This is a genomic window from Pseudarthrobacter sp. MOO14 (assembly GCF_058267675.1).
Genome location: NZ_CM177849.1, coordinates 1,995,156 through 2,020,189, shown reverse-complemented (window position 1 = coordinate 2,020,189; position 25,034 = coordinate 1,995,156). Strand labels below are relative to the sequence as shown.

At 68.0% G+C, this 25,034-nt stretch carries 23 protein-coding genes; 15 read left to right on the top strand and 8 right to left on the bottom strand.

Translation table 11 applies throughout. The annotated features are described in order from the left end of the window. The first annotated feature begins 5 nt into the window (after positions 1–5). The 6 genes from AC4EEV_RS09535 to AC4EEV_RS09510 all read left to right on the top strand — a co-directional run bounded on the left by AC4EEV_RS09535 (position 6) and on the right by AC4EEV_RS09510 (position 8,118). Positions 6–419 (top strand): sarcosine oxidase subunit delta, encoded by a 414-nt coding sequence (locus AC4EEV_RS09535; RefSeq protein ID WP_018760772.1) that lies wholly within the window; start codon positions 6–8, stop codon positions 417–419. After that, a complete protein-coding gene (locus AC4EEV_RS09530; protein WP_491330765.1) occupies positions 416–3,370 on the top strand; it encodes a sarcosine oxidase subunit alpha family protein in 2,955 nt (984 codons plus the stop codon). The genes AC4EEV_RS09535 and AC4EEV_RS09530 overlap by 4 nt, the downstream gene beginning before the upstream one ends. Beyond that, positions 3,363–4,007, top strand: a complete 645-nt coding sequence (locus AC4EEV_RS09525; protein ID WP_109045540.1) for a sarcosine oxidase subunit gamma — start codon at positions 3,363–3,365, stop codon at positions 4,005–4,007. Before AC4EEV_RS09530 ends, AC4EEV_RS09525 begins: the two co-directional genes overlap by 8 nt. Then, the gene (locus tag AC4EEV_RS09520) at positions 4,007–5,437 is read left to right on the top strand and encodes an L-serine ammonia-lyase (protein WP_109045541.1); all 1,431 of its coding nucleotides are present in this window, start codon (positions 4,007–4,009) and stop codon (positions 5,435–5,437) included. The genes AC4EEV_RS09525 and AC4EEV_RS09520 overlap by 1 nt, the downstream gene beginning before the upstream one ends. A gap of 3 nt (positions 5,438–5,440) precedes the next feature. Next, positions 5,441–6,337, top strand: a complete 897-nt coding sequence (gene purU, locus AC4EEV_RS09515; protein ID WP_491330764.1) for a formyltetrahydrofolate deformylase — start codon at positions 5,441–5,443, stop codon at positions 6,335–6,337. A 305-nt stretch (positions 6,338–6,642) separates the two neighbouring features. Continuing rightward, a complete protein-coding gene (locus AC4EEV_RS09510) occupies positions 6,643–8,118 on the top strand; it encodes an APC family permease (protein WP_491330763.1) in 1,476 nt (491 codons plus the stop codon). Here the strand turns inward: AC4EEV_RS09510 and AC4EEV_RS09505 are convergent. Continuing rightward, the gene (locus AC4EEV_RS09505) at positions 8,111–8,740 is read right to left on the bottom strand and encodes an AmiS/UreI family transporter (protein WP_491330762.1); all 630 of its coding nucleotides are present in this window, start codon (positions 8,738–8,740) and stop codon (positions 8,111–8,113) included. The two genes, AC4EEV_RS09510 and AC4EEV_RS09505, sit on opposite strands and share 8 nt — an antisense overlap. A 128-nt stretch (positions 8,741–8,868) precedes the next feature. Next, positions 8,869–9,840: an AraC-like ligand-binding domain-containing protein gene (locus AC4EEV_RS09500; protein WP_491330761.1), complete on the bottom strand. Its 972-nt coding sequence runs from the start codon at positions 9,838–9,840 to the stop codon at positions 8,869–8,871. A 247-nt stretch (positions 9,841–10,087) separates the two neighbouring features. On the opposite strand from AC4EEV_RS09500, the gene AC4EEV_RS09495 reads away from it, so the two are divergent. Continuing rightward, complete coding sequence (locus AC4EEV_RS09495) at positions 10,088–10,681, top strand: DUF1345 domain-containing protein (RefSeq protein WP_491330760.1); 594 nt, start codon at positions 10,088–10,090, stop codon at positions 10,679–10,681. Positions 10,682–10,763: 82 nt separating this feature from the next. Here AC4EEV_RS09495 and AC4EEV_RS09490 read toward each other — a convergent pair whose 3' ends face one another. Both AC4EEV_RS09490 and AC4EEV_RS09485 read right to left on the bottom strand, forming a co-directional pair. Then, positions 10,764–10,940: a CsbD family protein gene (locus AC4EEV_RS09490; protein ID WP_018760781.1), complete on the bottom strand. Its 177-nt coding sequence runs from the start codon at positions 10,938–10,940 to the stop codon at positions 10,764–10,766. Positions 10,941–11,025: 85 nt separating this feature from the next. Beyond that, entirely contained in the window at positions 11,026–11,631 is a 606-nt protein-coding gene (locus AC4EEV_RS09485) for a TetR/AcrR family transcriptional regulator (RefSeq protein ID WP_491330759.1), read from the bottom strand. Between the two features lie 123 nt (positions 11,632–11,754). On the opposite strand from AC4EEV_RS09485, the gene AC4EEV_RS09480 reads away from it, so the two are divergent. After that, positions 11,755–13,707: a primary-amine oxidase gene (locus AC4EEV_RS09480; RefSeq protein ID WP_491330758.1), complete on the top strand. Its 1,953-nt coding sequence runs from the start codon at positions 11,755–11,757 to the stop codon at positions 13,705–13,707. After that, entirely contained in the window at positions 13,694–14,182 is a 489-nt protein-coding gene (locus tag AC4EEV_RS09475; RefSeq protein ID WP_491330757.1) for a hypothetical protein, read from the top strand. The genes AC4EEV_RS09480 and AC4EEV_RS09475 overlap by 14 nt, the downstream gene beginning before the upstream one ends. Positions 14,183–14,250: 68 nt before the next feature. Here AC4EEV_RS09475 and AC4EEV_RS09470 read toward each other — a convergent pair whose 3' ends face one another. The 4 genes from AC4EEV_RS09470 to AC4EEV_RS09455 form a co-directional block, all read right to left on the bottom strand. Next, positions 14,251–14,625 carry a cupin domain-containing protein gene (locus AC4EEV_RS09470; RefSeq protein ID WP_018760785.1) on the bottom strand — a complete coding sequence of 125 codons (375 nt, stop codon included), beginning with the start codon at positions 14,623–14,625 and terminating at the stop codon, positions 14,251–14,253. A gap of 153 nt (positions 14,626–14,778) precedes the next feature. Next, positions 14,779–15,537 carry a ThuA domain-containing protein gene (locus tag AC4EEV_RS09465; RefSeq protein ID WP_491330756.1) on the bottom strand — a complete coding sequence of 253 codons (759 nt, stop codon included), beginning with the start codon at positions 15,535–15,537 and terminating at the stop codon, positions 14,779–14,781. After that, positions 15,537–16,670 carry a Gfo/Idh/MocA family protein gene (locus AC4EEV_RS09460; RefSeq protein WP_491330755.1) on the bottom strand — a complete coding sequence of 378 codons (1,134 nt, stop codon included), beginning with the start codon at positions 16,668–16,670 and terminating at the stop codon, positions 15,537–15,539. The genes AC4EEV_RS09465 and AC4EEV_RS09460 overlap by 1 nt, the downstream gene beginning before the upstream one ends. Positions 16,671–16,812: 142 nt before the next feature. Beyond that, positions 16,813–17,811, bottom strand: a complete 999-nt coding sequence (locus AC4EEV_RS09455) for a LacI family DNA-binding transcriptional regulator (RefSeq protein WP_491330754.1) — start codon at positions 17,809–17,811, stop codon at positions 16,813–16,815. A 317-nt stretch (positions 17,812–18,128) separates the two neighbouring features. On the opposite strand from AC4EEV_RS09455, the gene glnT reads away from it, so the two are divergent. The 6 genes from glnT to AC4EEV_RS09425 are packed head-to-tail and all read left to right on the top strand — an operon-like array spanning position 18,129 to position 24,989. Beyond that, positions 18,129–19,526 carry a type III glutamate--ammonia ligase gene (glnT, locus tag AC4EEV_RS09450; protein WP_491330753.1) on the top strand — a complete coding sequence of 466 codons (1,398 nt, stop codon included), beginning with the start codon at positions 18,129–18,131 and terminating at the stop codon, positions 19,524–19,526. A gap of 24 nt (positions 19,527–19,550) precedes the next feature. Further along, on the top strand, positions 19,551–20,459 hold the full coding sequence (locus tag AC4EEV_RS09445) for a class II glutamine amidotransferase domain-containing protein (protein WP_491330752.1): 909 nt from the start codon (positions 19,551–19,553) through the stop codon (positions 20,457–20,459). Beyond that, positions 20,447–21,166: a protein glxC gene (locus tag AC4EEV_RS09440; protein WP_491330751.1), complete on the top strand. Its 720-nt coding sequence runs from the start codon at positions 20,447–20,449 to the stop codon at positions 21,164–21,166. The genes AC4EEV_RS09445 and AC4EEV_RS09440 overlap by 13 nt, the downstream gene beginning before the upstream one ends. A 9-nt stretch (positions 21,167–21,175) precedes the next feature. Beyond that, a complete protein-coding gene (locus AC4EEV_RS09435) occupies positions 21,176–22,546 on the top strand; it encodes an FMN-binding glutamate synthase family protein (protein WP_285320265.1) in 1,371 nt (456 codons plus the stop codon). Then, the gene (locus tag AC4EEV_RS09430; RefSeq protein ID WP_491330750.1) at positions 22,546–23,706 is read left to right on the top strand and encodes an FAD-dependent oxidoreductase; all 1,161 of its coding nucleotides are present in this window, start codon (positions 22,546–22,548) and stop codon (positions 23,704–23,706) included. The genes AC4EEV_RS09435 and AC4EEV_RS09430 overlap by 1 nt, the downstream gene beginning before the upstream one ends. An 11-nt stretch (positions 23,707–23,717) precedes the next feature. Then, a complete protein-coding gene (locus AC4EEV_RS09425) occupies positions 23,718–24,989 on the top strand; it encodes an allantoate amidohydrolase (RefSeq protein WP_285320267.1) in 1,272 nt (423 codons plus the stop codon). The last annotated feature ends 45 nt before the right edge of the window (positions 24,990–25,034 follow it).

Sequence of the window (25,034 nt, the reverse complement as noted above, 5' to 3'; positions counted from 1 at the left end):
CGCACATGCTGCTGATCCCATGCCCCAACTGCGGCCCGCGGGACGAAACCGAATTCCACTACGGGGGACAGGCCCACGTGCCCTACCCGGAGAACCCGAACGAGCTGACCGACACCGAATGGTCCCGCTACCTCTTCTACCGGGAGAACCCGAAAGGCATCTTCGCCGAACGCTGGGTCCACAGCACGGGCTGCCGCCAATGGTTCAACATGCTCCGCGACACCGTCAGCTACGACATCCAGGCGGTCTACCCGATGGGTACGCGCCGGCCGGACCTTGCCGCTGATCCGGCCGTCGAGGCAGGCACCGCCAGTACAGCCGCCGACAGCACCACCACCGGTACCGCGGCACCCAGCCTCTCAGCAACCAGCCTTGCCGCCAGCCCTACCCGCACCGCCCCGGAAGGAGCCACCAAGTGACCTCGCAGAACGCCCGCCTGGCAACCGGCGGCCGCATCGACCGCACCATCTCCTGGCGCTTCATCGTGGACGGCGAGGAATTCACCGGGCACCCCGGCGACACGCTGGCCTCGGCCCTGCTCGCCAACGGCCGCATCGCCGCCGGCAATTCGCTCTATGAGGACCGGCCCCGCGGCATCATGTCCGCCGGAGTGGAAGAGGCCAACGCCCTGGTCCGCATCGAGGCCCGCTTCCCCGGCCACGTCGCCGAATCCATGCTGCCTGCCACCACCGTTTCCCTGGTGGACGGGCTCCAGGCCACCCGGCTCAACGGCCTGGGCAAGCTCGACCCGGAAGATGACCGCGCCGAGTACGACAAGAAGTACGTCCACACCGACATCCTGGTCATCGGCGGCGGCCCCGCCGGACTTGCCGCAGCCCGCGAGGCCGTCCGCAGCGGCGCCCGCGTCATGCTCCTGGATGACCAGCCCGAACTGGGCGGCTCCCTGCTCTCCGGTTCCACCGCGCCCGGCCTGGCCGAGACCATCGAGGGCAAGCCCGCCCTGGAGTGGGTGGCGGACGTTGAAGCCGAGCTGGTGTCCGGCGCCGAATCCACCGTCCTGAACCGCACCACCGCATTCGGCGCCTACGACGCCAACTACGTGATCGCCGTCCAGAACCGCACCGACCACCTCTCCAGCCCCGCCGCCCCCGGCGTGTCCCGGCAGCGGATTTGGCACATCCGTGCCAATCAGGTGGTCCTGGCCCCCGGCGCCCACGAACGCCCCCTGGTGTTCGAGAACAACGACCGCCCGGGAATCATGCTGGCATCGGCCGTGCGCACCTACCTCAACCGGTACGGCGTGGCCGCCGGAAAGCGCGTGGTCATCGGCACCACCAACGACAGTGCCTACGCCGCCGCAGCCGATCTCGCCGCCGCCGGGGTCAAGGTTGCCGCAGTCGTGGACGCCCGCCCCGCGCTGACCGCCGTGGCAACTGCCGCCGTCGAATCCGGAATCCGGGTGCTGATCGGCAGCGCGGTGGCCAACACTTCCTCCTCCGGAGAAGGCGCAGCCGACGGCCGGTTGGACGGCGTCACCGTCCGCAGCATCAACGACGACGGCGAGCTCACCTCCGGCGTCGAACAGATCGCCTGCGACCTGCTGGCTGTGTCCGGCGGCTGGAGCCCGCTGGTCCACCTGCACTCCCAGCGCCAGGGCAAGCTGCGCTGGGACGACGGACTGGCAGCCTTCGTCCCCAGCACCGAAGTGCCCAACCAGCAGACCATCGGCTCCGGCCGCGGCTCCTTCGCCACCGCCGACTGCCTTGCCGAGGGCGTCTCCGCCGGCGCGCGGGCCGCCATCGCAGCGGGCTTCGAATCCGCCGTCGAACCGTCAACGTTCGGTGAGCCCAAGGCCGCCGCGCCCACCCGCCAGCTCTGGCTGGTGCCGGGCGAGAACGGCACCCCCGACGACTGGCACCACCACTTCGTGGACTTCCAGCGCGACCAGTCCGTGGCTGACGTACTGCGCTCCACCGGGGCCGGCATGCGTTCCGTCGAGCACATCAAGCGGTACACCTCCATCAGCACCGCCAACGACCAGGGCAAGACCTCCGGCGTCAACGCCATCGGCGTGATCGCCGCGGCCCTCCGCACGGCCGGCGAAGCCTCCCGCGGCATCGGCGACATCGGAACCACCACCTACCGTGCACCGTTCACCCCGGTGGCCTTCGCGGCACTGGCCGGACGCCAGCGCGGCGAACTCTTCGACCCCGCCCGCATAACCTCCATCCACCCCTGGCATGTGGCCAAGGGTGCGCTCTTCGAGGACGTCGGGCAGTGGAAGCGCCCCTGGTACTACCCGCAGGACGGGGAGGACATGGACGCCGCAGTGCTGCGCGAGTGTGCCGCTGTCCGCGAGTCCGTGGGCTTCATGGACGCCACCACGCTGGGCAAGATCGAGATCCGCGGCAAGGATGCGGGGGAGTTCCTGAACCGGGTCTACACCAACGCGTTCAAGAAACTCGCCCCGGGCTCGGCCCGCTACGGCGTGATGTGCACGCCGGACGGAATGATTTTCGACGACGGCGTGACCCTCCGCGTGGACGACGACACCTACTTCATGACCACCACCACCGGCGGCGCCGCGAAGGTCCTGGACTGGCTGGAAGAGTGGCTGCAGACAGAGTGGCCGGAACTGGACGTCAAGTGCACCTCGGTGACGGAACAGTGGAGCACCATCGCCGTCGTCGGCCCCAAGTCCCGTGAAGTCATCGCCAGGGTCGCACCGGAACTGGCTGCCAACGGCGGCCTGGACGCCGAGGCGTTCCCGTTCATGACCTTCCGCGAAACCACCCTGGCCTCCGGCGTCCGCGCCCGGATCTGCCGGATCTCGTTCTCCGGCGAACTGGCCTACGAGATCAACATCCCGGCCTGGTACGGGCTGAACACCTGGGAAGCCGTGGCCGCCGCCGGAGCCGAGTTCAACATCACCCCGTACGGCACCGAAACCATGCACGTGCTGCGCGCCGAAAAGGGCTACCCGATCGTCGGCCAGGACACGGACGGCACCGTCACCCCGCAGGACGCCGGCATGGAGTGGATCGTTTCCAAGGCCAAGGACTTCATTGGCAAGCGGTCGTACTCCCGCGCCGATTCCAGCCGCGAGGACCGCAAGCACCTGGTCAGCGTCCTTCCCGTCGACGGAACGCTCCGGCTGCCTGAAGGGACCCAGCTGGTGGAAAAGGGACGCTCCACCAACCCGGCCTACGGGCCGGTTCCGATGGAAGGCTTCGTCACCTCCAGCTACCACAGCGCAGCGCTGGGCAGGTCCTTCGGCCTGGCCCTGATCAAGAACGGCCGCAACCGCATCGGCGAAACACTGGTGGCCGCCGCCGGCGACCAGCTGGTGGACGTGGTTGTTGCGGAAACAGTGCTTTTTGACCCAGAAGGGACCCGTAAAGATGGCTGAAACAGCAGCATCCCCCACCCAGAGCTCCGCAGAGCAGAACCTCTCGGCACGCGTCAGCCCGGCACGCCAGCTGGCGGAAGCCTTCACCGCAGGCTCCCTGGCCGGCACCGTCGAACTGTCCGAGCTCCCCTTCCTGACCATGGTGGGGCTGCGGGCAGACGCCGGCTCGGAAACGGCGCAGCGGCTGGCCGCCGCCACCGGCGGACTGCCCGCCGCCTCCGGTGCTGTGGCAACCACCGGGGACACCTCTGTCCTGTGGCTGGGGCCCTCCGAGTTCCTGGTGGTGGCACCCACCGAGGCGCACGAATCCCTTGGCGGGGACCTGATCCCGGCCCTCCGCGAAGCGCTGGGCAACGACGCAGGCCAGGTGGTGGACCTGTCCGCCAACCGCACCACGTTCGAACTGGTGGGCCCCCGGGCCCGCGCCGTCCTGGAAAAAGGCTGCTCGCTGGACCTGCACCCCCGGGTGTTCAAGGCCGGTACCGCCTTCTCCACCGAAATCGCGAACATCCCAGCGATCCTCTGGAAGACCGGGGAGGACTCCTTCCGGATCTTCCCCCGGGCATCGTTCGCCGAGTTCCTGGGCCGGTGGCTCCTGGACGCCATGCGGGAGTACGCCTCACCCGAGGTACCCTGATGGCGCTCAGCGTCCTTGACCTGTTCTCCGTTGGCATCGGGCCCTCGTCCTCACACACGGTGGGCCCGATGCGGGCTGCCAAGCTCTTCGCCGACGGCCTGAAGGGCGACGGCCAGTTGGCCTCCACCGTGCGTGTCCAGTCGGAACTGTTCGGTTCCCTGGGCGCCACGGGCCGCGGCCACGGCTCCGACAAGGCGGTGGTCCTGGGCCTGCAGGGCCTGGAGCCCGAAACCGTGAACACGTTCACCGCTGACGACCAAGTGGCAGCAGCGGCCTTGAACGCCGAGCTGCACATCGCCGGCAGCCACCGGGTGGACTTCAACTGGGAAGAGGACGTGGTGCTGCACCGCCGCAAGTCCCTTCCCGCGCACCCCAACGGCATGACCTTCCGCGCCCTCGACCACACCGGCGCCGTGCTCAGCGAACGCAGCTACTACTCCATTGGCGGCGGCTTCGTGGTGGACGGCGACGCCGAAGGGGCCGACAAGGTGGTGGCGGACGACACCGTCCTGCCTTACCCGTTCGCCACGGCGGACGAGCTCCTGCAGATCTGCAGCCGCGAGGGCATGTCCATTTCCGATGTCATGCTGGCCAACGAACTCACCTGGCACAGCGAGGCAGAACTCCGGGAGAAGCTGCTCGGGCTCTGGGCCGTGATGCGCGAATGCGTGGAGAACGGCTGCAACGCCGAGGGCATCCTGCCGGGCGGCCTGAAGGTACCCCGGCGCGCACCGGCGCTGTTCCGCACCCTGACGGCGTCCGCTGCGGCATCGGCGGAGGCCTCCGCCCAGGCGGCGGCAGCAACGCCGTCGCCCGTCCAGGCACCGGCGGACCCGCTGCTGGCCATGGAATGGGTCAACCTGTTCGCACTCGCCGTGAACGAGGAGAACGCCGCCGGCGGGCGGATCGTCACGGCTCCCACCAACGGCGCGGCCGGGATCGTGCCGGCCGTCCTGCACTACTACGTGAAATTTGTTCCGGGAGCAGACGACGACGGCGTGGTCCGCTTCCTGCTGGCGGCGGCCGCCGTCGGAATCCTTTTCAAGACAAATGCGTCCATCTCCGGCGCCGAAGTGGGCTGCCAGGGTGAGGTGGGCTCCGCCTGCTCCATGGCCGCGGCCGGGCTCTGCGAAGTGCTCGGCGGGACACCGGCGCAGGTGGAAAACGCCGCGGAGGTGGGGATCGAGCACAACTTGGGCTTGACCTGCGATCCCGTGGGCGGCCTGGTGCAGATCCCCTGCATCGAGCGGAACGCGATCGCCAGCGTAAAGGCGATCAACGCAGCCCGGCTGGCCCTCCATGGGGACGGCAGCCACAAGGTCTCGCTGGACAAGGCCATCAAGACCATGCGCGACACCGGAGCCGACATGAAAACCAAGTACAAGGAAACCTCCCGAGGAGGCCTCGCCGTGAATGTGATCGAGTGCTGAGCCATGACTGTTACTGAGACCCGGATGCCTGCCCCGAAGGCGTCCACCACCGTGGAGCACGTCCTGACCCTCGACTGCGCCGAGGGCCCCGGCATCGTGCACGCCGTCTCCGGCTTCCTGCTGGAACACGGCTGCGACATCATCGACAACAAGCAGTTCGGTGAGCGCTCCGAAGGCCACTTCTTCATGCGGGTGCACTTCGTTTCCGAGGGCGACGATTCCACCGTGGAAGTCCTGCGGGACTCGTTTGCCCCGGTCGCGGACAAATTCGGCATGCGGTGGCAGCTGGAACGCCAGGGCTCCAAGCGCAAGGTTCTGATCATGGTGTCCAAGTTCGGACACTGCCTCAACGACCTGCTGTTCCGTGCCCGGATCGGCGAACTTCCCGTTGACGTGGTGGCCGTGGTGTCCAACCACCGTGACCACCAGGCGTTGGTCGAGTGGCACGGCATCCCGTTCCACCACATCCCGGTCACGGCTGACACCAAGCCCGAGGCCGAGGCGCAGCTGATGGACCTGGTTGACGGGCTGGAGGTGGAACTGGTGGTGCTGGCCCGGTACATGCAGGTGCTCAGCGACGACCTGACCCGCAAGCTGGACGGCCGGGCCATCAACATCCACCACTCATTCCTGCCCAGCTTCAAGGGCGCGAAGCCGTACCACCAGGCCTACGCGCGTGGCGTCAAGACCGTGGGCGCCACAGCCCACTACGTCAACGCTGAACTGGACGAAGGACCCATCATCGCCCAGCAGGTGGTGGAGGTGGACCACACCTACGGGCCAGAGGACCTGGTGGCCGCCGGCCGCGACACCGAATGCAAGGCCCTCTCCAACGCGGTGAAATGGCACTGCGAGGGCAGGGTCCTGCTGCAGGGCAACCGCACCGTGGTGCTGCGGTAACCCCAGATAACTGAATTACGACGGCGTGGCCGGCTTCCTTCCAGGGGAGGCCGGCCGCGCTTTATTGTGCCCGGCTGATTCTCCCCATGTTTGGGCTCGCCCGACGGCGTGTCCCCGCCACACGCCGCCGGCTGCGAGTGATGCGGGCGGAAAGGTGGGGAAATTCAGCGGCGGGAGGATGCCCGGACCGGCGCTGCGCGGACCGACAACAACTGATCGCTGGTGGACAAAGCGGAATTCCCTGCCGCTGCCAAGCTGGATCCCACAGCAATTTTCCCGAGCTCATGACCGTTAAGAAGGATCCAATGAGTATTTCGAATTCCGAGACCCGGACCGCTGACGCTCCGGCCAAGGAGCATTCCACCGCCCTCCGCGCCGGCAGCATCGGCGTGCTCGGCATCCTGTTCTTCGTCCTGTCCGCCCAGGCGCCCCTGACGGGGATCGTGGGCGCGGCGCCGCTGGCGGCGGCCCTGGGCAACGGCGCCGGTGCCCCCGGCGCGTACCTGATCGTGGGCATAGTCATCGTGGTTTTCGCCGTCGGCTTCGTTGCCATGAGCCGCAAGATCCAAGCGAACGGCGCCTTCTACGCCTACGTGACGGCAGCTTTTGGCAGGCGGACCGGAGCCGGGGCGGCCTGGCTGGCCCTGCTGGCCTACAGCACCGTCCAGGCCGCCATGTACGGGCTGTACGGTGCGGCCTTCTCCGGGCTCCTGGCCTCGACCGGCCTGGACATTCCCTGGTGGCTGCTGGCCCTGGCCACCATGGCGGGAGTCCAGGTACTGGGCTCCCTCAACATCGAAATCGGCGCCCGCGTCCTGGCCGTGCTGGTGGGCCTGGAGGTGGCCATCCTGCTGATGTTCGGCTTCACCGTACTGTTCCACGGCGGCGGCCCGGAAGGCATCAGCGTTGCGGCGTCCTTTTCCCCCGAAGCCATTGGTGCAGGTGCCCCCGGCGTTGCCATCATGTTCGCGGTGGCGTCCATGTTCGGCTTCGAGTCCACCGCCATCTACTCCGCCGAGGCCAAGGACCCGCACCGCACCGTCGCCCGGGCCACCTACCTCTCGGTGGGGGTGATCTCGGTATTCTTCGCCTTCATCTCCTGGATGCTGGTGAGCTACTACGGGCCCTCAAGCGTCATGGACGCCGCGGGCGCCGCCCTCGAGTCGGGGGATGCGACGTCCTTCGTGCTGGGTCCGCTGGTGGAACTGTTCGGCCCCTGGGCGGGCATCGTGGCCGGCATCCTGCTGGTCACCTCGTTGCTCGCCGGCATCATCGCCTTCCACAACGGCATCAACCGCTACCTCCACTCCCTGGCCCTGCGCGGTTCCATGCCCGCCGTCCTTGCCCGGACCAACCGGCACCGGGCTCCTGCCGTTGCCGCCTGGATCCAGTCCGCCACCGCCGTCGTCCTGGTGGTGCCGTTCGCCATCCTGGCGATGGACCCTGTGCTGACCCTGTTCTCATGGTTCAGCGGCCTTGCTGTGGCAGCTCTCCTGGTGCTGTACATGCTCTGCTCAGCCGCCGTCGTCGCGTTCTTCCGACGGGAACATGCCGGCGCCGGGCTGTGGCAGACCCGGATTGCCCCGGCCCTGGCGGCAGTCCTGCTGGCATGGGTCCTCTACCTGGTGGTCAGCAATTTCACCGCCCTCATTGGCGGCAATGCCGAGACGGCCACGGCCCTGCTCGCAACGGTCCCGGCGGTCTTCCTGTCCGGGGTGCTGGTGGAATGGGTCATCGAGCGGCGCCACCATTCAGCTTCCCCGGGCCACGTGCTTACCTAGCTGGCGCGGGATCTCCGGCACTGGCCCGGCGTGGAACCTTTGGTCCGCGCCGGGCCAGTGCGCGTGCCGTGACGAACAGGATGGCCACGACCAGCGCGCCACCCCACGCCGCGGCCGGAGAAGCGGGCCAGAACCCTGCCAGGCCAAGGAGTGCCGGAATTGTGGCCGACGCCGGAGCAGCCAGCACCAGGGCCCAGCCCGTGAACCGTTCAAGCCGCACCGCGCCCAGGGCCAGGCAGGCGAACAACAGGGCCCACAGCACGGACCAGCACACCCACAGCACCGCGAGCAGGGGGTCTGTGCCCAGCCAGGCGGTGGCCAGCAGCGCGCCGCATAACGCCACCAGCCCGCAAAACCAGCCCAGGCCGCGTGACCCGAGCCCCAGCAGCACATCCAGTCCCGAGTACAGATAGGTGGATCCGAACAGGAACATGCCGGCGGCCGTGAGGAGCGGCGCCGGAGCGTCCCCGGCGGCAGAGACATAGACGACGGCGAGCACCAGTTGGGTGCCGCCCACCAGCAGGTTGAGGGCCGCGGCGTCGCGGCGGGGAACGTGCCCGAGGGTCGCCAGCCCGTTGGCCAGCAGCGCGGCACCGGAGAGCAGGAGGCATATGAAAGGCATCAGCGGCCCTCTTCCCGGAAAACTAACGCAAGGCGGAACTTCTTTGTCACCTGACGGACGTTAGCGGAAGCGGAGGGGCGGTGCCCAACGGGCCCTGGTCGTAATTGGTGGGGACGGCCGGGTGCGGCCTAGGCGCTTTTGCGCCACTCGCTGGGTGAGACGCCGAAGGCGTCGCGGAAGGTGCGGCTGAAGTGGGCTGCGTCCAGGAAACCCCAGCGGCCCGCAATCGTGCCGACGGACTGCCCCGCGTTCAGCGGGTCGCGGAGTTCGCGGCGGGCGCCCTCAAGCCGTTGGGTCCGGATCCAGCTGGCCACCGTGGTCCCGGACTCGTGAAAGACGTTATGCAGGTGCCTGGTGGAGATGAAGTGTGCGGCTGCAATGCTCGCCGGGGACAACAGCGGGTCCGAGAGGTGCGCCTCGATGTACTCGCGGACCGAGACGGCCAGCAGCGCCTGCGGCTTCATCCGGTCCGGCCTAATATCCATTTCGGCATGCAGCATGGTGGACACCAGGTCCAGGGCATTCGTTGCCAGCCGGGACCCGCTGGGGCCGTTCAGGACGTCCAGGTTTTCCGACAACTGGCGGATGAACTGACCCACGAGTCCGCTCAGGCCTCCGCTGCCCATCCGCACCGCCGCCAACTGTCCCACATAGTCGGCGGGCAGGGACACGGCGTCGCAGGGGAACATCAGCACCATGATGCGGGTCGTGTCCTCGAAGGCGAGGGTGTAAGGCCGGTTGGTGTCGTAAATGGCCAGGTCGCCGGGCTGGAGCACGGCTTCGCGGTTGTCCTGGATCAGCAGCCCGGTGCCCTCCAGTTGCAGGTTGAGCTTGAAATAGCGTTCGTGGGCCTGTGCGATCAGGGCGGGGGTGCGGTGCACTTCGTGCGAGGTGGCGGTCACTTCAACAACGGACATCCGGTCCAGCACCCGGGAGCGCATCCGGCCCTGGAACCCGTCCACGTCAGCTGTCTGTGCGGTGAGGGGCACGAAGGACTCTGCCACCAGGTGCTTCCAGTGGTCGAAGGACGCCGCAACGCTCGCAGTAACGTGCTGGCGTTCGGGCCGGGTAACTTTTCCGGCTGTAGCTGTTGCTGGCATGGATGTTCCTTGCGACAGATGGCCACCTGATGTCCCCCCCGGACTGTGTCCTGCGACACAGTACGTTCAGGGTAGCGCGGGCCGAATCTTTTTTCAACGGTTGGCGAAAAAAGAATGGCTCGGCTGCCTGTCAGGCATTTCCAAGCTTCCCGTGGCATGATCCGCGCATGAACGCCGTCGCCGCTTCACAGGACCGCCACCGCAACTTCAATTCCCCGCGCATCATTCCCGGCTGCGGATGGTGGTGATGCTCGCTGTTGGCGTGGTGGTGGCACTTGGCGTGGGTGCGCTGGGGCACTGGACCTATGCGCCCGCCCTCGGCTGGGCGGCCGCCTCGGCCACGTACCTGGTCTGGGTCTGGAGTGTGATCCGGCACCTGGGGCCCGGCGCAACCGCCGCCCATGCCCGCCGGGAGGATCCGGGCCGGGTCTTTTCGGACACGATGGTCCTCAGTGCCACGGTGGCCAGCTTTGCCGGAGTGGCCCTGATCCTGCTGGATGCCTCCAGCTCGCAGGGCATGAGCAAGGATGCCACGGTGGCCATGGCCCTGGGCAGCATTGCCCTGTCGTGGTTCCTGGTCCACACCCTGTTCACGCTCCGCTACGCGGCCATCTACTACCGCGACGGGACCGGCGTCGATTTCAATGAGGAAACCCAGCCCCGCTATGCGGACTTCGCGTACCTGGCGTTCACCGTTGGCATGACCTTCCAGGTATCGGATACGGACCTGAAGACCAACGCCATCCGCTCCACGGTCCTCCGGCAAGCCCTGCTGTCCTACCTGCTGGGGGCCATCGTCCTGGCCACCACCATCAACCTGGTGTCCGGCCTCATCCACTAAACGCCCGCGTGAGCGGGTTGGCTCCGTTAACGCCAATGGGTGCAGCCCCTGCGGGAGCTGCACCCATTGTGGGAGGCGTCAATTAATCCTTCTTGAAGGCATCCTTGACTTTTTCGCCGGCCTGCTTGAGGTCGGCTTTTGCCTGGTCGCCCTGGCCCTCAGCCTTCAGGCTCTCATCGCCCGTGGCGCTGCCGGCAGCTTCCTTGCCCTTGCCGCCAAGCTTCTCTGCAGCGTTGCCGATCTTGTCGTCCAAACCCATGGAGATGCTCCTAACAATTCGTGCTCGCTCCGGTCTGCACCAGAACCTGACCAGTCAATAGTAAGCATACTTTCGAGTTTAGGGCTCATTTGCTGCCTGGAATTTTGCCAAGCAGGGCGAGGTAGCCTTCCAGCTGCGCGGCGTGGCCGAACTCCACTTGGCCCTCCGGCGCAAGGGCGGCCTCGACCTGGGCTCCCAGCAGCATGTTCAGCAGCTGGCCGGCAAGGACGGAGTCGGCGACGTCGGCGTTGACGTCCCCGCTGTTCCGTGCCTCTCCGAGGTAGCGGCGGATGGTGGCCAGCCATTCGGCCATGGATTCGCGGTGGATGTCAGCCTTCCGTGGATCGCTGACTGCCTTCTGCCAGAACGGGATGACCACGCGCGCTTCATTGATGCGCTCTTCATCGAGGGGGAGGACCTCCAGGCAAAAGGACCGCAGCGCCTCCAATCCGGCCTTGCCTGCCGTCACCTGGGCGATGCGTTGATTGGTCCGGTTGAACACATGGCTGAAGGCGAACTCAAGCAGCGTGTCCTTCGTGGGGAAGTATGGCTTCAGGGCGCCGTTGGCGAAGCCGGCCTCCATGGCAATCTCGCGCATGGTGGCACTTTCAAGCCCCTGCCGGGCGATGATCCGCCACGTGGCATCCACGAGTTCCAGGCGGCGCTCGTCATGGTCAACAATCTTCGGCACGGCGGCCACTCCCTGGAAATTTCTTTGCCCAACCTCTTGTGAGCCATGTTACGGACGTTTATTCTCTACAACTATAGAAAATAAACCCAATGGCCGGCGACGGCCCGGACGAAGGTTTACTCCATGACGCTTGCACCCACCGACACTGCATCAGCCTCTGCGTCGGCCTACCGGCTGGCCACGGCGCAGGAAATCCTGGACGTGCGCTCCATCCTGCAGTCGGGAGGCCACCTCGGCCCGCAGCACAGGATCGCCTACCTGGGCCAGCTGGATCCTTCGCGCGGCACCGATCCAGCGCCGGCCGACCGACGGTTCCGCGTCTTCATCCACGATGTCTCAGGCGCTGCGCCGCGCGATGTCGTGGTCTCCACCACCCGGCACGAGGTGCTCTCCGCCGTCGAACTGGACACCGCGGTGACCGGCGAGCTTCCGGTCCTCGAGGAGGAGTTCGAGGTGGTGGAGGCGCTGCTGGCCACGGACGAACGGTGGCTCAAAGCGCTCGCGGACCGCGGGCTGGATGTCGGGAAGGTCCGGGTGGCCCCGCTGTCCGCCGGGGTCTTCGAATACGCCGAAGAGAAGGGCCGCCGGATCCTCCGCGGGCTGGCATTCGTGCAGGAGTTCCCGGAGGACAGCGCCTGGGCGCACCCCGTGGACGGGCTGGTGGCCTATGTGGACGTGGTCAGCAAGGAAGTCACCCAGGTCATCGACCTCGGCGCCATGCCCATCCCCGCCGAGCACGGCAACTACACCGACCCCGAACTGACCGGACCCATCCGCGACACCCAAAAGCCCATCAGCATTACCCAGCCCGAAGGCCCCAGCTTCACTGTCGCCGGCGGCAACCACGTGGAGTGGGAAAAGTGGAGCGTGGACGTTGGCTTCGATGTCCGCGAAGGGGTTGTCCTGCACAATCTCGCCTTCCAGGACGGCGGCCGGAAGCGGCCCATCATCAACCGGGCGTCCATTGCCGAGATGGTGGTTCCCTACGGCGACCCGTCGCCGGTCCGGTCATGGCAGAACTACTTCGACACCGGCGAATACCTGGTGGGCCAGTACGCCAACTCCCTGGAACTGGGCTGCGACTGCCTGGGCGAGATCACCTACCTCAGCCCCGTCATCTCCGACGCGTTCGGCAACCCGCGCGAAATCCGCAACGGCATCTGCATGCACGAGGAAGACTGGAGCATCCTCGCCAAGCACTCGGACCTCTGGAGCGGCGTCACCTACACCCGCCGCAACCGCCGCCTGGTGATCTCCTTCTTCACCACTATCGGCAACTACGACTACGGCTTCTACTGGTACCTCTACCTGGACGGCACCATCGAGTTCGAAGCCAAGGCCACCGGCGTCGTTTTCACGTCCGCGTTCCTGGCGGGCGGCTCGGACAACATCTCCCAGCTGGCCCCGGGCCTGGGCGCCCCGTTCCACCAGCACCTCTTCAGCGCCCGGCTGGACATGGCGATCGACGGCTTCACCAACCGGGTGGAGGAGGAAGACGTGGTCCGGCAGGCCATGGGGCCGGGCAACGAGCGCGGCAACGCCTTCTCCCGCAAGCGCACCGTGCTGGCGCGGGAATCCGAGGCCGTCCGCGAGGCCGACGCCCGCGCCGGCCGCACCTGGATCATTTCCAATCCCGAATCCCGCAACCGGCTGGGTGAGCCCGTGGGCTACAAGCTCCACCCGCACAACCAGCCCACGCTCCTGGCCGATCCGGACTCCTCGATCGCCCGCCGCGCAGCCTTCGCCACCAAGGATCTCTGGGTCACCCGCCACGCAGACGGGGAACGCTACCCGACGGGCGACTTCGTCAACCAGCACGCCGGCGGCGCGGGCCTGCCCGCCTACGTGGCGCAGGACCGCGACATCGACGGCCAGGACATCGTGGTCTGGCATACCTTCGGCCTCACCCACTTCCCCCGGGTGGAGGACTGGCCCATCATGCCCGTGGACACCGTGGGCTTCAAGCTCCGGCCGGAAGGTTTCTTCGACCGCAGTCCGGTGCTGGATGTCCCGGCCAACCCGAACCGGCAAGCCGCGTCCTGCCACACCGAGGGCGGCAGCGGTGGCTGCCACTAGCGCCGCCCCTGCCCCGGCGCCGGCAGCAGGCAGGGCGGCAGCAGCAGGAAGGACGACGGCGGCGGCCCGGGCCCGTGCCGGCGGTCCGGTGGTCCACCCTCGGCTCGCGGCCGTGGTCACCGCCGTTTCCTGCGCCACGCACGTCTGGCTGGCCGCCACAGGCACCCACGGTGCCTGGCTTAGCGCCCTCATGCTGGCCCTTGCCGCGGTCTGCGTGCCCTGTGCCGTCCATATCTGGCGGTACGGCGGGGTGGCCGCACTCCACCGGGTCACCGCGGCCGCCGTGGCCATGGCCGCCGTCCATGCGGGCCTCCTGCTGGGAGCCGGCGGTGCTGGCCACGCGCACGGCGCAGTGCCGTCGTCGTCCGCTGGTGCTGAGTCCGGCGGCAGCGCCCGGCTGCTGCTGGTCATTGGCCTGGAGCTGGCCACCGCCCTGGTGGCCGCCACGTTGGTGGCGAGGCTGCGCCGGCGGTAGGCGGCGCAGAAACGCCAGGCTGCGTGCCGCGAAAGGTGGCGGCGCGCGGCCTGGCGCTTGTCCGGTTGTCAGGCGGGCTTGGCGTACTCGGCCGCGCTCATGACTTCATAACCAACGAACGTCTCGTCGTTTTCCACCCAGGCGTCGTGGCCGGCCGGAATGGAGTAGGCGTCCCCCGCGTGGATGGTGGTGCGGGTGCCGTCGTCCAGCTGGACGGTCAGGGTCCCGGCGGTGCAGAAGCCAAGGTGGTTGTTTTGGCAGCTGTCCGTGTGGACCACGGTTTTGACCGTTTCGGACCAGCGCCAGCCGGGCTCGAAGGTAAGCCGGCCCAGGGTGGCGCCGCCAATGTTGACTACGTCCACCTGGGTCTTGGGCGGACGGCGCTTTTCGTCGGCGTCGTTGAAGGACTTGGTTTCAAGGTCCTTGACCGTTATTGCAGGCATTTCTGGCTCCTCGAAAGGGAGTGGTTATGAAATTCGCCCACGGGCGCTGAGCCGCTCAGGGAATGACGGTCCGGCGGGGCGGGAAGTGCCCGTCCGGAACCCGCCGGACCTTGCGTCGCAACGATTTCAATCTGCTCTCCGGCGCTGGCGATGTCAATGCCGGGCGGCCCATTCGAACCATTCCCGGGCCGGGTTGGTCACAGCGGGGGCCGAGCGGTCCAGCCCTGGCTGCGCCGCCCACCTCACGCCGTTGGCGAGCACCCGCTGGACCTGCGGATGGTGGTACACGGGGTACTCCTGGTCGCCGGGGCTGAAGTAGAAGATCCTGCCCTTGCCCCGGGTGAACGTGACGCCGGAACGGAACACTTCGCCGCCGGCGAAGGAACTGATGAAGATCAGGTCGTCGGGGTCCGGGATGTCGAACAGTTCGCCGTACATTTCCTGCTCGGGGATGACGATGGGGCTCTCCACGCCTTCCGCGATGGGATGCGACGGCTTCACCGTCCACACCAGCTCGCGCTGGCCGTCGTTCCGCCAGGCGAGGGAGCAGCTGGTGCCCAGCAGCCTGGTGAAGATTTTCGCGAAGTGCCCCGAGTGGAGCACGATCAGTCCCATCCCGCCGAGCACGTGCCGGTGGACGCGTTCGACGACGGCGTCACTCACCTCGTGGTGGGCGATGTGGCCCCACCAGAGCAGGACGTCCGTTTCCGCGAGCACCTCCTCGTCCAGGCCGTGGTCGTCGTTGCTGGCGAGCACCGCCGTCGTAATGTCCGCGTCCGGGTAGTAGGGCCGGAGCCCCGCGGCGATGGCGCCGTGGATACCATCCGGGTAGATATCGCCGATATGGGCGGGCTCGTTGTTGGCCTCGTGGACGCCCTCATTCCAGACCCGGATCCTCAGTTTTCCGTTCATTAGAGCCTGACCTCCCTCTGCTCGAGTGCCGACTGGTAGCAAGCGTCGATGACCTGTGCCCGGTAGAGCGCCAGGGAGCCGTCGTGCTCGGCCCAGGCCGCTTCACCGTCGCGGACTGCGGTCACGAAGTCTTCCACCACGGCGTCGTGGGCGCGGCCGGGCAGCACCGGCGGCACGTAGTCGGCTGACTCGCCGTCCGTGTCCGTGAACACCCGGAGCTGGCCCACGGGCGGGAACGGAGCCCCGTGCACCTTCAGTTCGGCGCCGCCGTCCGTGCCGTAGACCGTGAAGTCGAGGAGATCGTCAGTTTCCCGGTATGTTGCCCAGCCGGCCTCGATCAGCAGCGTTCCGCCGCCCTCAAGGCGGAGGAACGCAGAGGCGAAGTCCTCCACTTCGAAGGCGTGGCTCGTGGCCTGGGCCGAGTACCTGCTGCCGCCGCCGCGTCCCTGCGGGCCCAGTTCCGAGTGGGTGGCGGCAGAGACGGCCACCACCTTCGGTTCTCCGAGCAGGTGCAGGGCGTAATCCAGTGCGTGGACGCCGATGTCCGCCAGCGGTCCGCCGCCTGCGAGCTCGGGGTTGGTGAACCAGCTGCCCAGGGTGGGGATGCCGGAGCGGCGGAGCCAGGAGGCCTTGGCGTAGTAGGGGCGGCCCAGGCCGCCGGCGTCGATGACGTCCTTGAGGGCCTTGATGTCGCCGCGGCGGCGGTGGTTGAACGCCACATCCAGGACCCGTCCGGCCTTGCGGGCAGCATCCACCATGGCCTGGCCCTCCACGGCGTTGCGGGCGATCGGCTTTTCGCTCAGCACATGGATTCCCCGCTCCAGGGCCGCGATGGCAATGGGGGCGTGCAGGAAGGTGGGAACGGCCACGCTGACGGCGTCCAGGCCGCCGTGGTCCAGCATGTCCTGCCAGTCGGCGAAACCGTTGGGAATGGCGTATTCGGCTTGCAGGTCCGTCCGGAGTTCCTGCTCCATTCCTGCCAGCGAGACGATGCGGATGCCCTCCAGGTCGCTGTAGGCCTTGAGGTGCTGCTGGCCGGCCCAGCCGATGCCGACGACGCCGACGCGGAGATCCTTGGCCGGGGCCTTTCCTGGTTCCGGGGGCTGCGGGCCGGGGGGTTGCTGGTTGTTCAAGGGTGCTTCCTTTTCGGTGCCGGGCTGGTGCTGGACTGGGTTTTTGGAATCGATTCCAAAATGATCAGCAATGAATGCTGAGGAGTGTTTGGAATCGATTCCAAAAGCTTGTCAGGAAGAGCGCGGGGACGTCAACCCCCTGTCAGTTCTTCGTGGAGTCCCTGATGACCAGTTCGTGCGGGAGGAACATCCGGCCGCGGCGGTGCACCCCCGGCTCCGTCATCCGTTCCAGGAGTGCCCCAAACGCCACACGGCCCATCTCATAGGCGGGCTGCCGGATGGTGGTCAGTTCCGGAACGCACATCTCCGCCTGGATGGAATCGTCGAAGCCGGCAACGGCCAGGTCCTCGGGAACCCGGAGGCCGGCGTCGGTGATTTCGCGGACGCAACCGGCCGCCACCGTGTCGCTGCCACAGAATACGGCGTCGGGAAGGTTGTCCGCGGCGAGGAGTTCGCGGGTGAGCTGACGGCCGGCGTGGAAGTCGAAGTCCCCGGCGGCAAAGAGGCTCTGTGCCGCCTCCAGGCCTGCCTCGGACAGGGCTTCGCGGAACCCCTGTTCGCGCAGCCGCCCGGACCGGGCCGCCCGGTTGCCGATCATGGCAAGCCGCCGGGCGCCGGTTCCGATGAGGTGCCGGGTGATGTCGCGGGCGGCCTGCCGGTCGTCGATCGAGACGCCGAAGGCTGCTTCCGACTCCGCTATTTCACACAACTGCACCACGCTCAGCGAGGTTGCAAGGGCTTCCACATCGTCGTCGGGCATGGTGGGTGAAAACAGGACCAGCCCGTCCACGGACCCGTTCCGGAGCATGTCCACCAATTGCTGTTCGCGATCCGGGCTTCCGGCGGTTGGGGCAATGAGGCTCACGTAGCCGGACTGTGCCGCGGCGTCGCCCACCCCGCGGAAGGCTTCGCTGATGACCGGGGACTCGAGGTTCTTGGCGAGGGCCAGGATGCGCATGGTCCGGTCGCGGCGCAGGTCGCGCGCGGAGGCGAGGGGCCGGTAGTTGAGCTCCCGGATCGCCCCGGCCACTTTTTCCCGGCTGGAGGCGCTCACCGCGGGACTGCCGTTGAGGACGCGGGAGACCGTGCCCACGGAGACTCCTGCCGTTTTGGCGACGTCCTGCACGGTCGCTCGAGCCATACCGATGTGTCCTTCCGGGGCCGGGCCCTGCCGTATTGGAGTGTTTTTTCAGCTTAGCCGCCACCTGGCCGCCGGAAGCGTGCGCGCGGCGTCACGCGGAGCACGCTTTCGTCCCGCCGCGGCCCCGCGTTCCGCACAATCCCGGCTCTCCGCCGTCGGACGTTCCCGTAAAGCGTGCCAAGCGTGACGCCGCCCGGCGTCCCCGGTCCCGAAACATGCAATTAACACGCCGGCCGGACGCGCGAAACGTCCCCGTGGCTAATCTGGTGCAACAAGGTTTACTCTTAGCTAACACCGACCCGGACAGGAATGTTTCGATGACCAGTGTCGCAACCCCTGCTGTAACCCCCGCGCCCGCAGCCGCTCCCGCAGCCCGTGCGGATGCCGCCGGGATTTCCCTCAGGGACATCGCCCGAGCCCACGATGTCCGTTTCCTGCTGGCCACGTTCGTGGACATGACCGGCAAGCCCTGCGCCAAGCTGGTACCCGTGGAAGCCGCCGACCAACTCGAGGGCGGGGCCATGGGGTTCGCCGGCTACGCCGCGGGCCTCATCGGCCAGAATCCCCAGGACGCCGACCTAATCGCGATTCCGGATCTCGCCTCCTTCACGCCGGTGCCCTTCATCAAGGAAGGCCTGGCCATCGTCCACTGCGATCCCCACGTTGACGGCAAGCCGTGGCCCTACGCGCCGCGGGTCATCCTCAAAAACGCCCTTGCCCGCCTGGCGGGCCACGGGATGCAGGCCAAGGTGGGCGCCGAGGTGGAGTACTTCCTGGTGAACAGGAACGACGACGGGACGCTGAGTACCGCCGACACCCGCGACGATTCGCCGCGCCCCTGCTACGACGCCCGCGGCGTGACCCGCATGTACGAGCACCTGGCATCCATCAGCACGGCGATGAACAACCTGGGCTGGGGCAACTACGCCAACGACCACGAGGACGCCGCCGGCCAGTTCGAGCAGAACTTCAACTATGCGGACGCCCTCACCACCGCAGACCGCGTCATCTCGCTCCGCTACATCCTGAACATCCTGGCCGAACAACGGGGCATGACCGCCACCTTCATGCCCAAACCGTTCACGGACCGCACCGGCACCGGGCTGCACTTCCACCTCTCGCTGTGGTCCGGTGCGGAGGCGCTGTTCCCGGCCGCAGGGGGAGCGGACGATGACGGCCGCGGCCTTGGGCTGTCAGGCCTCGCCTATTCGTTCATCGGCGGGATCCTGGACCACGCCCCGGCCTTGCAGGCCTTCCTCGCCCCCACCGTGAATTCCTACAAGCGCACCGGCGCCACGACGAGTTCCTCGGGTGCCACCTGGTCGCCCCGGAAGGCGTCCTTCGGCGGGAACGACCGCACGCACATGATCCGCGTCCCGGACAACAACCGGATCGAGTTGCGCTCCGGCGACGGCTCGGCAAACCCCTACCTGGCCATCGCAGCAGCCATTGCGGCCGGCCTGGACGGGGTGGAGATCTCCGCCGACCCCGGCATGCCGTCCGGCCCCGGCGAGTCCAAACCGGACGCCCACTTCCTGCCGGCCACCCTGCTGCACGCCGTCGAAGCACTCCGCCGGGACCCGGTGGTCCTGGCCAGCCTCAGCGGCGATCCGGAGATCGGCCTGTACTACGCCAACGCCAAGGAAGAGGAGTTCCTGAGCTGGCACAACCAGGTCAGCGACTGGGAAATCCGCACCTACCTCACCTCCATCTGATCCCTACTTAGCAAAGGACTTTCCATGTGCGGAATCGCCGCGCTGCAGCTGCGCAATCCCTCGCTGCACCCCCAAATGGGCGCCCTGCTGTCCTCGATGCTGTGCCAGATCGTGGACCGCGGCCCTGACTCCGCCGGCCTCGCCGTCTACAACACCCCCGGACTGGTGTCGCCGGGCAGGTCCACCTTGAGCCTGCTCGGCCGGGACCAGGGCGTGGCGACGGCGGCCATCACCGGCGGCGTCGCGGCGCTCCTGCCGTCGGATGCGGCCCCAGCCGTGCAGGTGGTGGGCGACACCACGCTGGTGAGCGCCGCCGTCGGGACCGACCTGCTGGTGAAGGCCGTCAGCGAAACCGTGCCCGGTGCCACCATCATTGGACGGGGTGAGCATGTGGCCGTGATGAAGAGCGTGGGCCACCCGATGGAGATCGCCGCCGGGCACGGACTGGACGCCATGGCCGGCAGCCAGGGCCTGTCCCACACCCGGATGGCCACCGAATCCGCCGTCACTGCCGGCGGCTCGCACCCCTTCTCCGTGGCCGACGACCTCTGTCTGGTGCACAACGGCTCGTTCTCCAACCACGCCACGGTCCGGCGGAACCTGAAGCGTGAGGGCGTGGTGTTCGACTCCGAGAATGACACCGAGGTGGGTGCCCGCTACGTGGCTTCCCGGCTGAAGCAGGGCGACACCCTCGAAGAAGCGCTGGTGAACCTGGGCAAGGTCCTGGACGGCTTCTACACGCTGGTGGTCACCACCGCGGACAGCATGGCCGTCGTCCGCGACCCGATCGCCTGCAAGCCGGCCATCATCGCCGAAACAGACGACTACGTGGCGATGGCCTCCGAATACCGCGCCCTGGCATCCCTGCCCGGCATCGAAACAGCCCGCATCTTTGAACCCGAACCCGGAAAGGTCTACACATGGTCACTCTGACAGCCCCCGAAGCCTTGGCACCCGCCGCAACGCCCGCGGTGCTCGACCTCGCAGAGGTCCCGGTCCGCGAACTGAACCAGGCCCTGCACAACGCCGTGGACGGGCAGTCCTGGACCGTCACCAATCCCGGCGGCAAGCACAGCCTCGCCGTCGGCATCGACGCGGACGTCGCCGTGACCATCGACGGCCATGCCGGGTATTACGCCGCGGGGATGCACCAAAAGGGGAGCGTGGCCATCAACGGCAATGCCGGCGTGGGACTTGCGGAGAACATCATGTCCGGCCGCGTCCACGTGAAGGGCGATGCGTCCCAGTCGGCGGGCGCCACCGGCCACGGCGGCCTGGTGGTCATCGACGGCAACGCCGGTGCGCGCTGCGGGATCTCCATGAAGGGCGTGGACATCGTGGTGGGGGGCAACATCGGCCACATGTCGGCGTTCATGGCGCAGGCCGGCCGGCTGGTGGTCTGCGGCGACGCCGGTGATGCACTGGGCGACTCCATCTACGAGGCCCGGATCTACGTCAAAGGCTCCGTCGCCTCCCTGGGCGCCGACTGCGTCGAAAAACCGCTCCGCGAAGAGCACCTGGCCGAACTCGCGGAACTGCTCGCCGCCGCCGGCCGCACCGACAACCCTGCCGATTTCAAGCGCTACGGCTCCGCCAGGAACCTCTACCACTTCCACGTCGACAACTCGACCGCCTACTAGGAGGCTCCCGTGACCATCACTTCCCTCCCCGCACCCGCACAGGCTCCTGCGCCCGCCCAAAACGCCGAACTTGGCCTGAGGGAGTCCGCCACCTTCGACCGCGCCACCATCGCAGACATCCAGCGCGCCGCCGCCACCGGCGTCTACGACATCCGCGGCTGGGGCGCCAAACGCAAAGTCCCGCACTTTGATGACCTGTTGTTCCTCGGCGCCTCCATGTCCCGCTACCCGCTGGAGGGCTACCGCGAAAAGTGCGACACCGACGTCATCCTCGGCGACCGCCACGCGAGCCGGCCGCTGCACCTGCAGACCCCGGTCACCATCGCCGGCATGAGCTTCGGCGCCCTGTCCGCGAACGCCAAAGAAGCTTTGGGCCGCGGCGCCAGCGAGGTCGGCACGTCCACCACCACGGGCGACGGCGGGATGACGCCGGAGGAGCGCGGCCAGTCCAAGCACCTGGTGTACCAGTACCTGCCGTCCCGCTACGGCATGAACCCGGACGACCTCCGCAAGGCCGACGCGATCGAGATTGTGCTCGGCCAGGGCGCCAAGCCCGGCGGCGGCGGCATGCTCCTGGGCCAGAAAATCACCGAACGCGTGGCCGGCATGCGTACCCTGCCGGTGGGTATCGACCAGCGCTCCGCCAGCCGACACCCGGACTGGACCGGCCCGGACGACCTGGAAATCAAGATCGGCGAACTCCGCGAGATCACCGACTGGAAGACCCCCATCTACGTCAAGGTCGGTGCCTCCCGGCCGTACTACGACACCGCGCTTGCCGTGAAGTCCGGCGCGGACGTCGTGGTGGTGGACGGGATGCAGGGCGGCACCGCCGCCACGCAGCAGGTGTTCATCGAGAACGTGGGGATCCCCACGCTGGCCGCCATCCCGCAGGCGGTCCAGGCCCTGCAGGAGCTCGGTGTGCACCGTAAGGTCCAGCTGATCGTTTCCGGCGGCATCCGCACCGGGGCAGATGTTGCCAAGGCCATGGCCCTGGGCGCGGACGCCGTCGCCATCGGCACCGCCGCGCTGATCGCGCTCGGCGACAACGACCCCCGCTACGCCGCCGAATACGCCGCCCTGGGCTCCGCGGCCGGTTTCTACGACGACTTCCAGGACGGCCGCGACCCCGCCGGCATCACCACCCAGGACCCGTCGCTTGCTTCACGGCTGGACCCGGTGGCCGCGGGACGCCGGCTGGCCAACTACCTCCGCGTGCTCACGATGGAAGCCCAGACCATCGCCCGGGCCTGCGGAAAATCGCACCTGCACAACCTGGAACCCGAGGACCTGGTGGCGCTCACCATCGAGGCTTCCGCCATGGCCCGGGTGCCGCTGGCCGGCACCAACTGGATCCCCGGAGCCCAGGGGAGCTTCTGATGACGGACCCGTCCGACTACGTGGTGGTGGGCGCGGGCCTTGCCGGCGCCGCCACCGCCTGGCAGCTGGCGTCCCGCGGCCACCAGGTCACGCTCCTGGAACGCGACGTCCCGGCCGCACATGACGGCAGTTCCCACGGCTCGGCACGCATCTTCCGCTACGCCTACCCGGACCTGTTCTACACCCGTGCCGTCCTGGAAGCGAAGGCACTCTGGGACGGACTCGCCGCCGAGGCCGGCACCGTACTGATCACCCCCGCCGGAGCGGTGGACTATGGCCAGAAGCGGAATCCGGCGCAGCTCGCGGAGGTACTCGGCGCCGCCGGAATCGACCACGAACTGCTGACCGCCGCCGACGCCCGGAACCGCTGGCCGCACATCGCGTTCGACACCGAGGTGCTTTGGCACCCCGGCGCCGGCGTGATCGACGCCGAAACCTCCGTGAACGTGATGGTGGACCTCGCCGTCCGCAACGGTGCCCGGGTCCTCACCGGCTGGAACGTGGCCGGCGTGGAAAACCACGGCACCGGCTACCGCGTGCGCTCGGCGGCCGGCAGGACCATCGACGCCGGCAACATCGTGGTCAGCGCCGGGGGCTGGTTGCCGCAGATGCTGGACTCGCTGCCGCTTCCGGCGGCCTTCCTGGCCGGACTGCCCGAATTCACCGTGCGGCAGGAGCAGGCCTTCCACTTCCGGTACAGGGATGACGACGGCGGCACGGGCGCGGGTGCCCCCGCCTGGCCCACCTTCATCCACAAAGCCTCCGGCATCCAGGCCTACGGGCTGCCCGGCGGGCGGGACGCCGGCTTTGCCGGGCAGAAAGTGGCCGAGTACAACGGCGGCCCGCGCATCCCGTCGGCAGCAGCCCAGACCGGCGCGGTGGACCCGGCCAACCGCGCCCGCGTAACGGAGTACGTCCGCCGCTACCTGCCTGGCCTGGACCCGGAACCGTACGCCGAAACCACCTGCCTGTTCACCAACACCCCCACCGAGGACTTCCTCATTGACCGGGCGGACAACCTCACCGTCGTCTCACCCTGCTCGGGCCACGGGGCAAAATTCGCGCCGCTGATCGGACAGTGGGCCGCGGATCTGGCCACCGGTGCCGGGTCAATTCCGGACCGTTTCCGGAGTGCATCCTCCCCGGCGCTGACCACGTAGAACGGAACATCGTGAGCCTTTTCCGAACAACAACTGAACCAGCCGTCCCCGCCGAAACCAGCGCACCCACCGTTACCGGGCTCCTGCAGGATATCTCCACCATCGGCCGGGACAACACCCGCGGCGGCTACTCCCGCCCTGTGTTCTCCACCGCCGAGACCGACCTGCGGGCCTGGTTCATCGAGCAGGCCGGCCGGCGCGGCCTCGATGTCCAAACCGACCACAACGGGATCATCTGGGCCTGGTGGGACACCGCAACAGGGGTGCGGGAGGACGCCGTCGCCACCGGCAGCCACCTCGATTCCGTTCCCGGCGGCGGTGCGTACGACGGGCCCCTGGGGGTCGCCTCGGCGCTGGTCGCCGTCGACCTTCTCAAAGCCCGGAACTTCCGGCCCCGGCGGCCGCTGGTGATCGCCGTCTTCCCGGAAGAGGAGGGGTCGCGGTTCGGTGTTGCCTGCCTCGGCTCACGGCTCCTTACCGGCCAACTGGACGCCACCAAAGCCCGCAACCTCAAGGACCCGGCCGGCAACACCTACGCCGAGGTGGCCGCCGCGAACGGCCAGGACCCCCGGTTCATCGGAGCGGACCACTCGGCCCTTCAGCGGCTCGGAATGTTCGTCGAGCTGCATGTGGAGCAGGGGAGGGGGCTGATCGACCTCCACCAGCCCGTGGCCATCGGATCATCCATCCTGGGGCATGGCCGCTGGAAGCTGGGCATCACGGGGGAGGGGAACCATGCCGGCACCACGCTCATGGCGGACCGCAAGGACCCCATGGTTGCCGCCGCCAAGGTGATGGTTTCCATCCGGGATACCGCCCGCAAATACCGGGACGCCCGGGCCACCGTGGGCAGGGTGCAGCCCGTCCCCGGCGGCACCAACGTCATCGCGTCCCGGGTGGACCTGTGGATCGACGTCCGCCACCCGGAGGACTCGGTCACCGCCGCACTGGTGGAGGCGATCGGACAGAACGCCCAGGTCCTCGCCGCGGAAGAAGGCTGCACAGCCAGCCTGGGTACGGAGTCGCTGAGTCCCACGGTGCATTTCGACGGCGGCCTCCGGGACCGGCTGCAGCAGCTCCTGCCTGCCGCCCCGGTGCTGGACACCGGCGCCGGCCACGACGCCGGTGTGCTGGCCGCACACCTGCCCACAGCCATGCTGTTTGTCCGCAACCCCACTGGCGTTTCGCATTCGCCGGACGAACTGGTCGACGACCGAGACGCCGAAGCCGGCGCACTTGCCCTGGCGGACTCCCTTGCCGGACTGCTGGGCGAGGCAGCGTGACCGGCCAGGACCGTCGTCGTACGCCGGGCCTCCCGCCGCCCGCCT

Excerpts from the sequence above, each read along its gene's own strand:
- AC4EEV_RS09505 (WP_491330762.1), bottom strand. The coding sequence starts at position 8,740 with ATGCCTTTCATATGCCTCCTGCTCTCCGGTGCCGCGCTGCTGGCCAAC.
- AC4EEV_RS09480 (WP_491330758.1), top strand. The coding sequence starts at position 11,755 with ATGACGCTTGCACCCACCGACACTGCATCAGCCTCTGCGTCGGCCTAC.
- AC4EEV_RS09525 (WP_109045540.1), top strand. The coding sequence starts at position 3,363 with ATGGCTGAAACAGCAGCATCCCCCACCCAGAGCTCCGCAGAGCAGAAC.
- AC4EEV_RS09445 (WP_491330752.1), top strand. The coding sequence starts at position 19,551 with ATGTGCGGAATCGCCGCGCTGCAGCTGCGCAATCCCTCGCTGCACCCC.
- AC4EEV_RS09510 (WP_491330763.1), top strand. The coding sequence starts at position 6,643 with ATGAGTATTTCGAATTCCGAGACCCGGACCGCTGACGCTCCGGCCAAG.
- AC4EEV_RS09520 (WP_109045541.1), top strand. The coding sequence starts at position 4,007 with ATGGCGCTCAGCGTCCTTGACCTGTTCTCCGTTGGCATCGGGCCCTCG.
- AC4EEV_RS09490 (WP_018760781.1), bottom strand. The coding sequence starts at position 10,940 with ATGGGTTTGGACGACAAGATCGGCAACGCTGCAGAGAAGCTTGGCGGC.
- AC4EEV_RS09500 (WP_491330761.1), bottom strand. The coding sequence starts at position 9,840 with ATGCCAGCAACAGCTACAGCCGGAAAAGTTACCCGGCCCGAACGCCAG.
- AC4EEV_RS09455 (WP_491330754.1), bottom strand. The coding sequence starts at position 17,811 with ATGGCTCGAGCGACCGTGCAGGACGTCGCCAAAACGGCAGGAGTCTCC.
- AC4EEV_RS09535 (WP_018760772.1), top strand. The coding sequence starts at position 6 with ATGCTGCTGATCCCATGCCCCAACTGCGGCCCGCGGGACGAAACCGAA.
- AC4EEV_RS09470 (WP_018760785.1), bottom strand. The coding sequence starts at position 14,625 with ATGCCTGCAATAACGGTCAAGGACCTTGAAACCAAGTCCTTCAACGAC.
- glnT (WP_491330753.1), top strand. The coding sequence starts at position 18,129 with ATGACCAGTGTCGCAACCCCTGCTGTAACCCCCGCGCCCGCAGCCGCT.
- AC4EEV_RS09440 (WP_491330751.1), top strand. The coding sequence starts at position 20,447 with ATGGTCACTCTGACAGCCCCCGAAGCCTTGGCACCCGCCGCAACGCCC.
- purU (WP_491330764.1), top strand. The coding sequence starts at position 5,441 with ATGACTGTTACTGAGACCCGGATGCCTGCCCCGAAGGCGTCCACCACC.
- AC4EEV_RS09465 (WP_491330756.1), bottom strand. The coding sequence starts at position 15,537 with ATGAACGGAAAACTGAGGATCCGGGTCTGGAATGAGGGCGTCCACGAG.
- AC4EEV_RS09495 (WP_491330760.1), top strand. The coding sequence starts at position 10,088 with ATGCTCGCTGTTGGCGTGGTGGTGGCACTTGGCGTGGGTGCGCTGGGG.
- AC4EEV_RS09430 (WP_491330750.1), top strand. The coding sequence starts at position 22,546 with ATGACGGACCCGTCCGACTACGTGGTGGTGGGCGCGGGCCTTGCCGGC.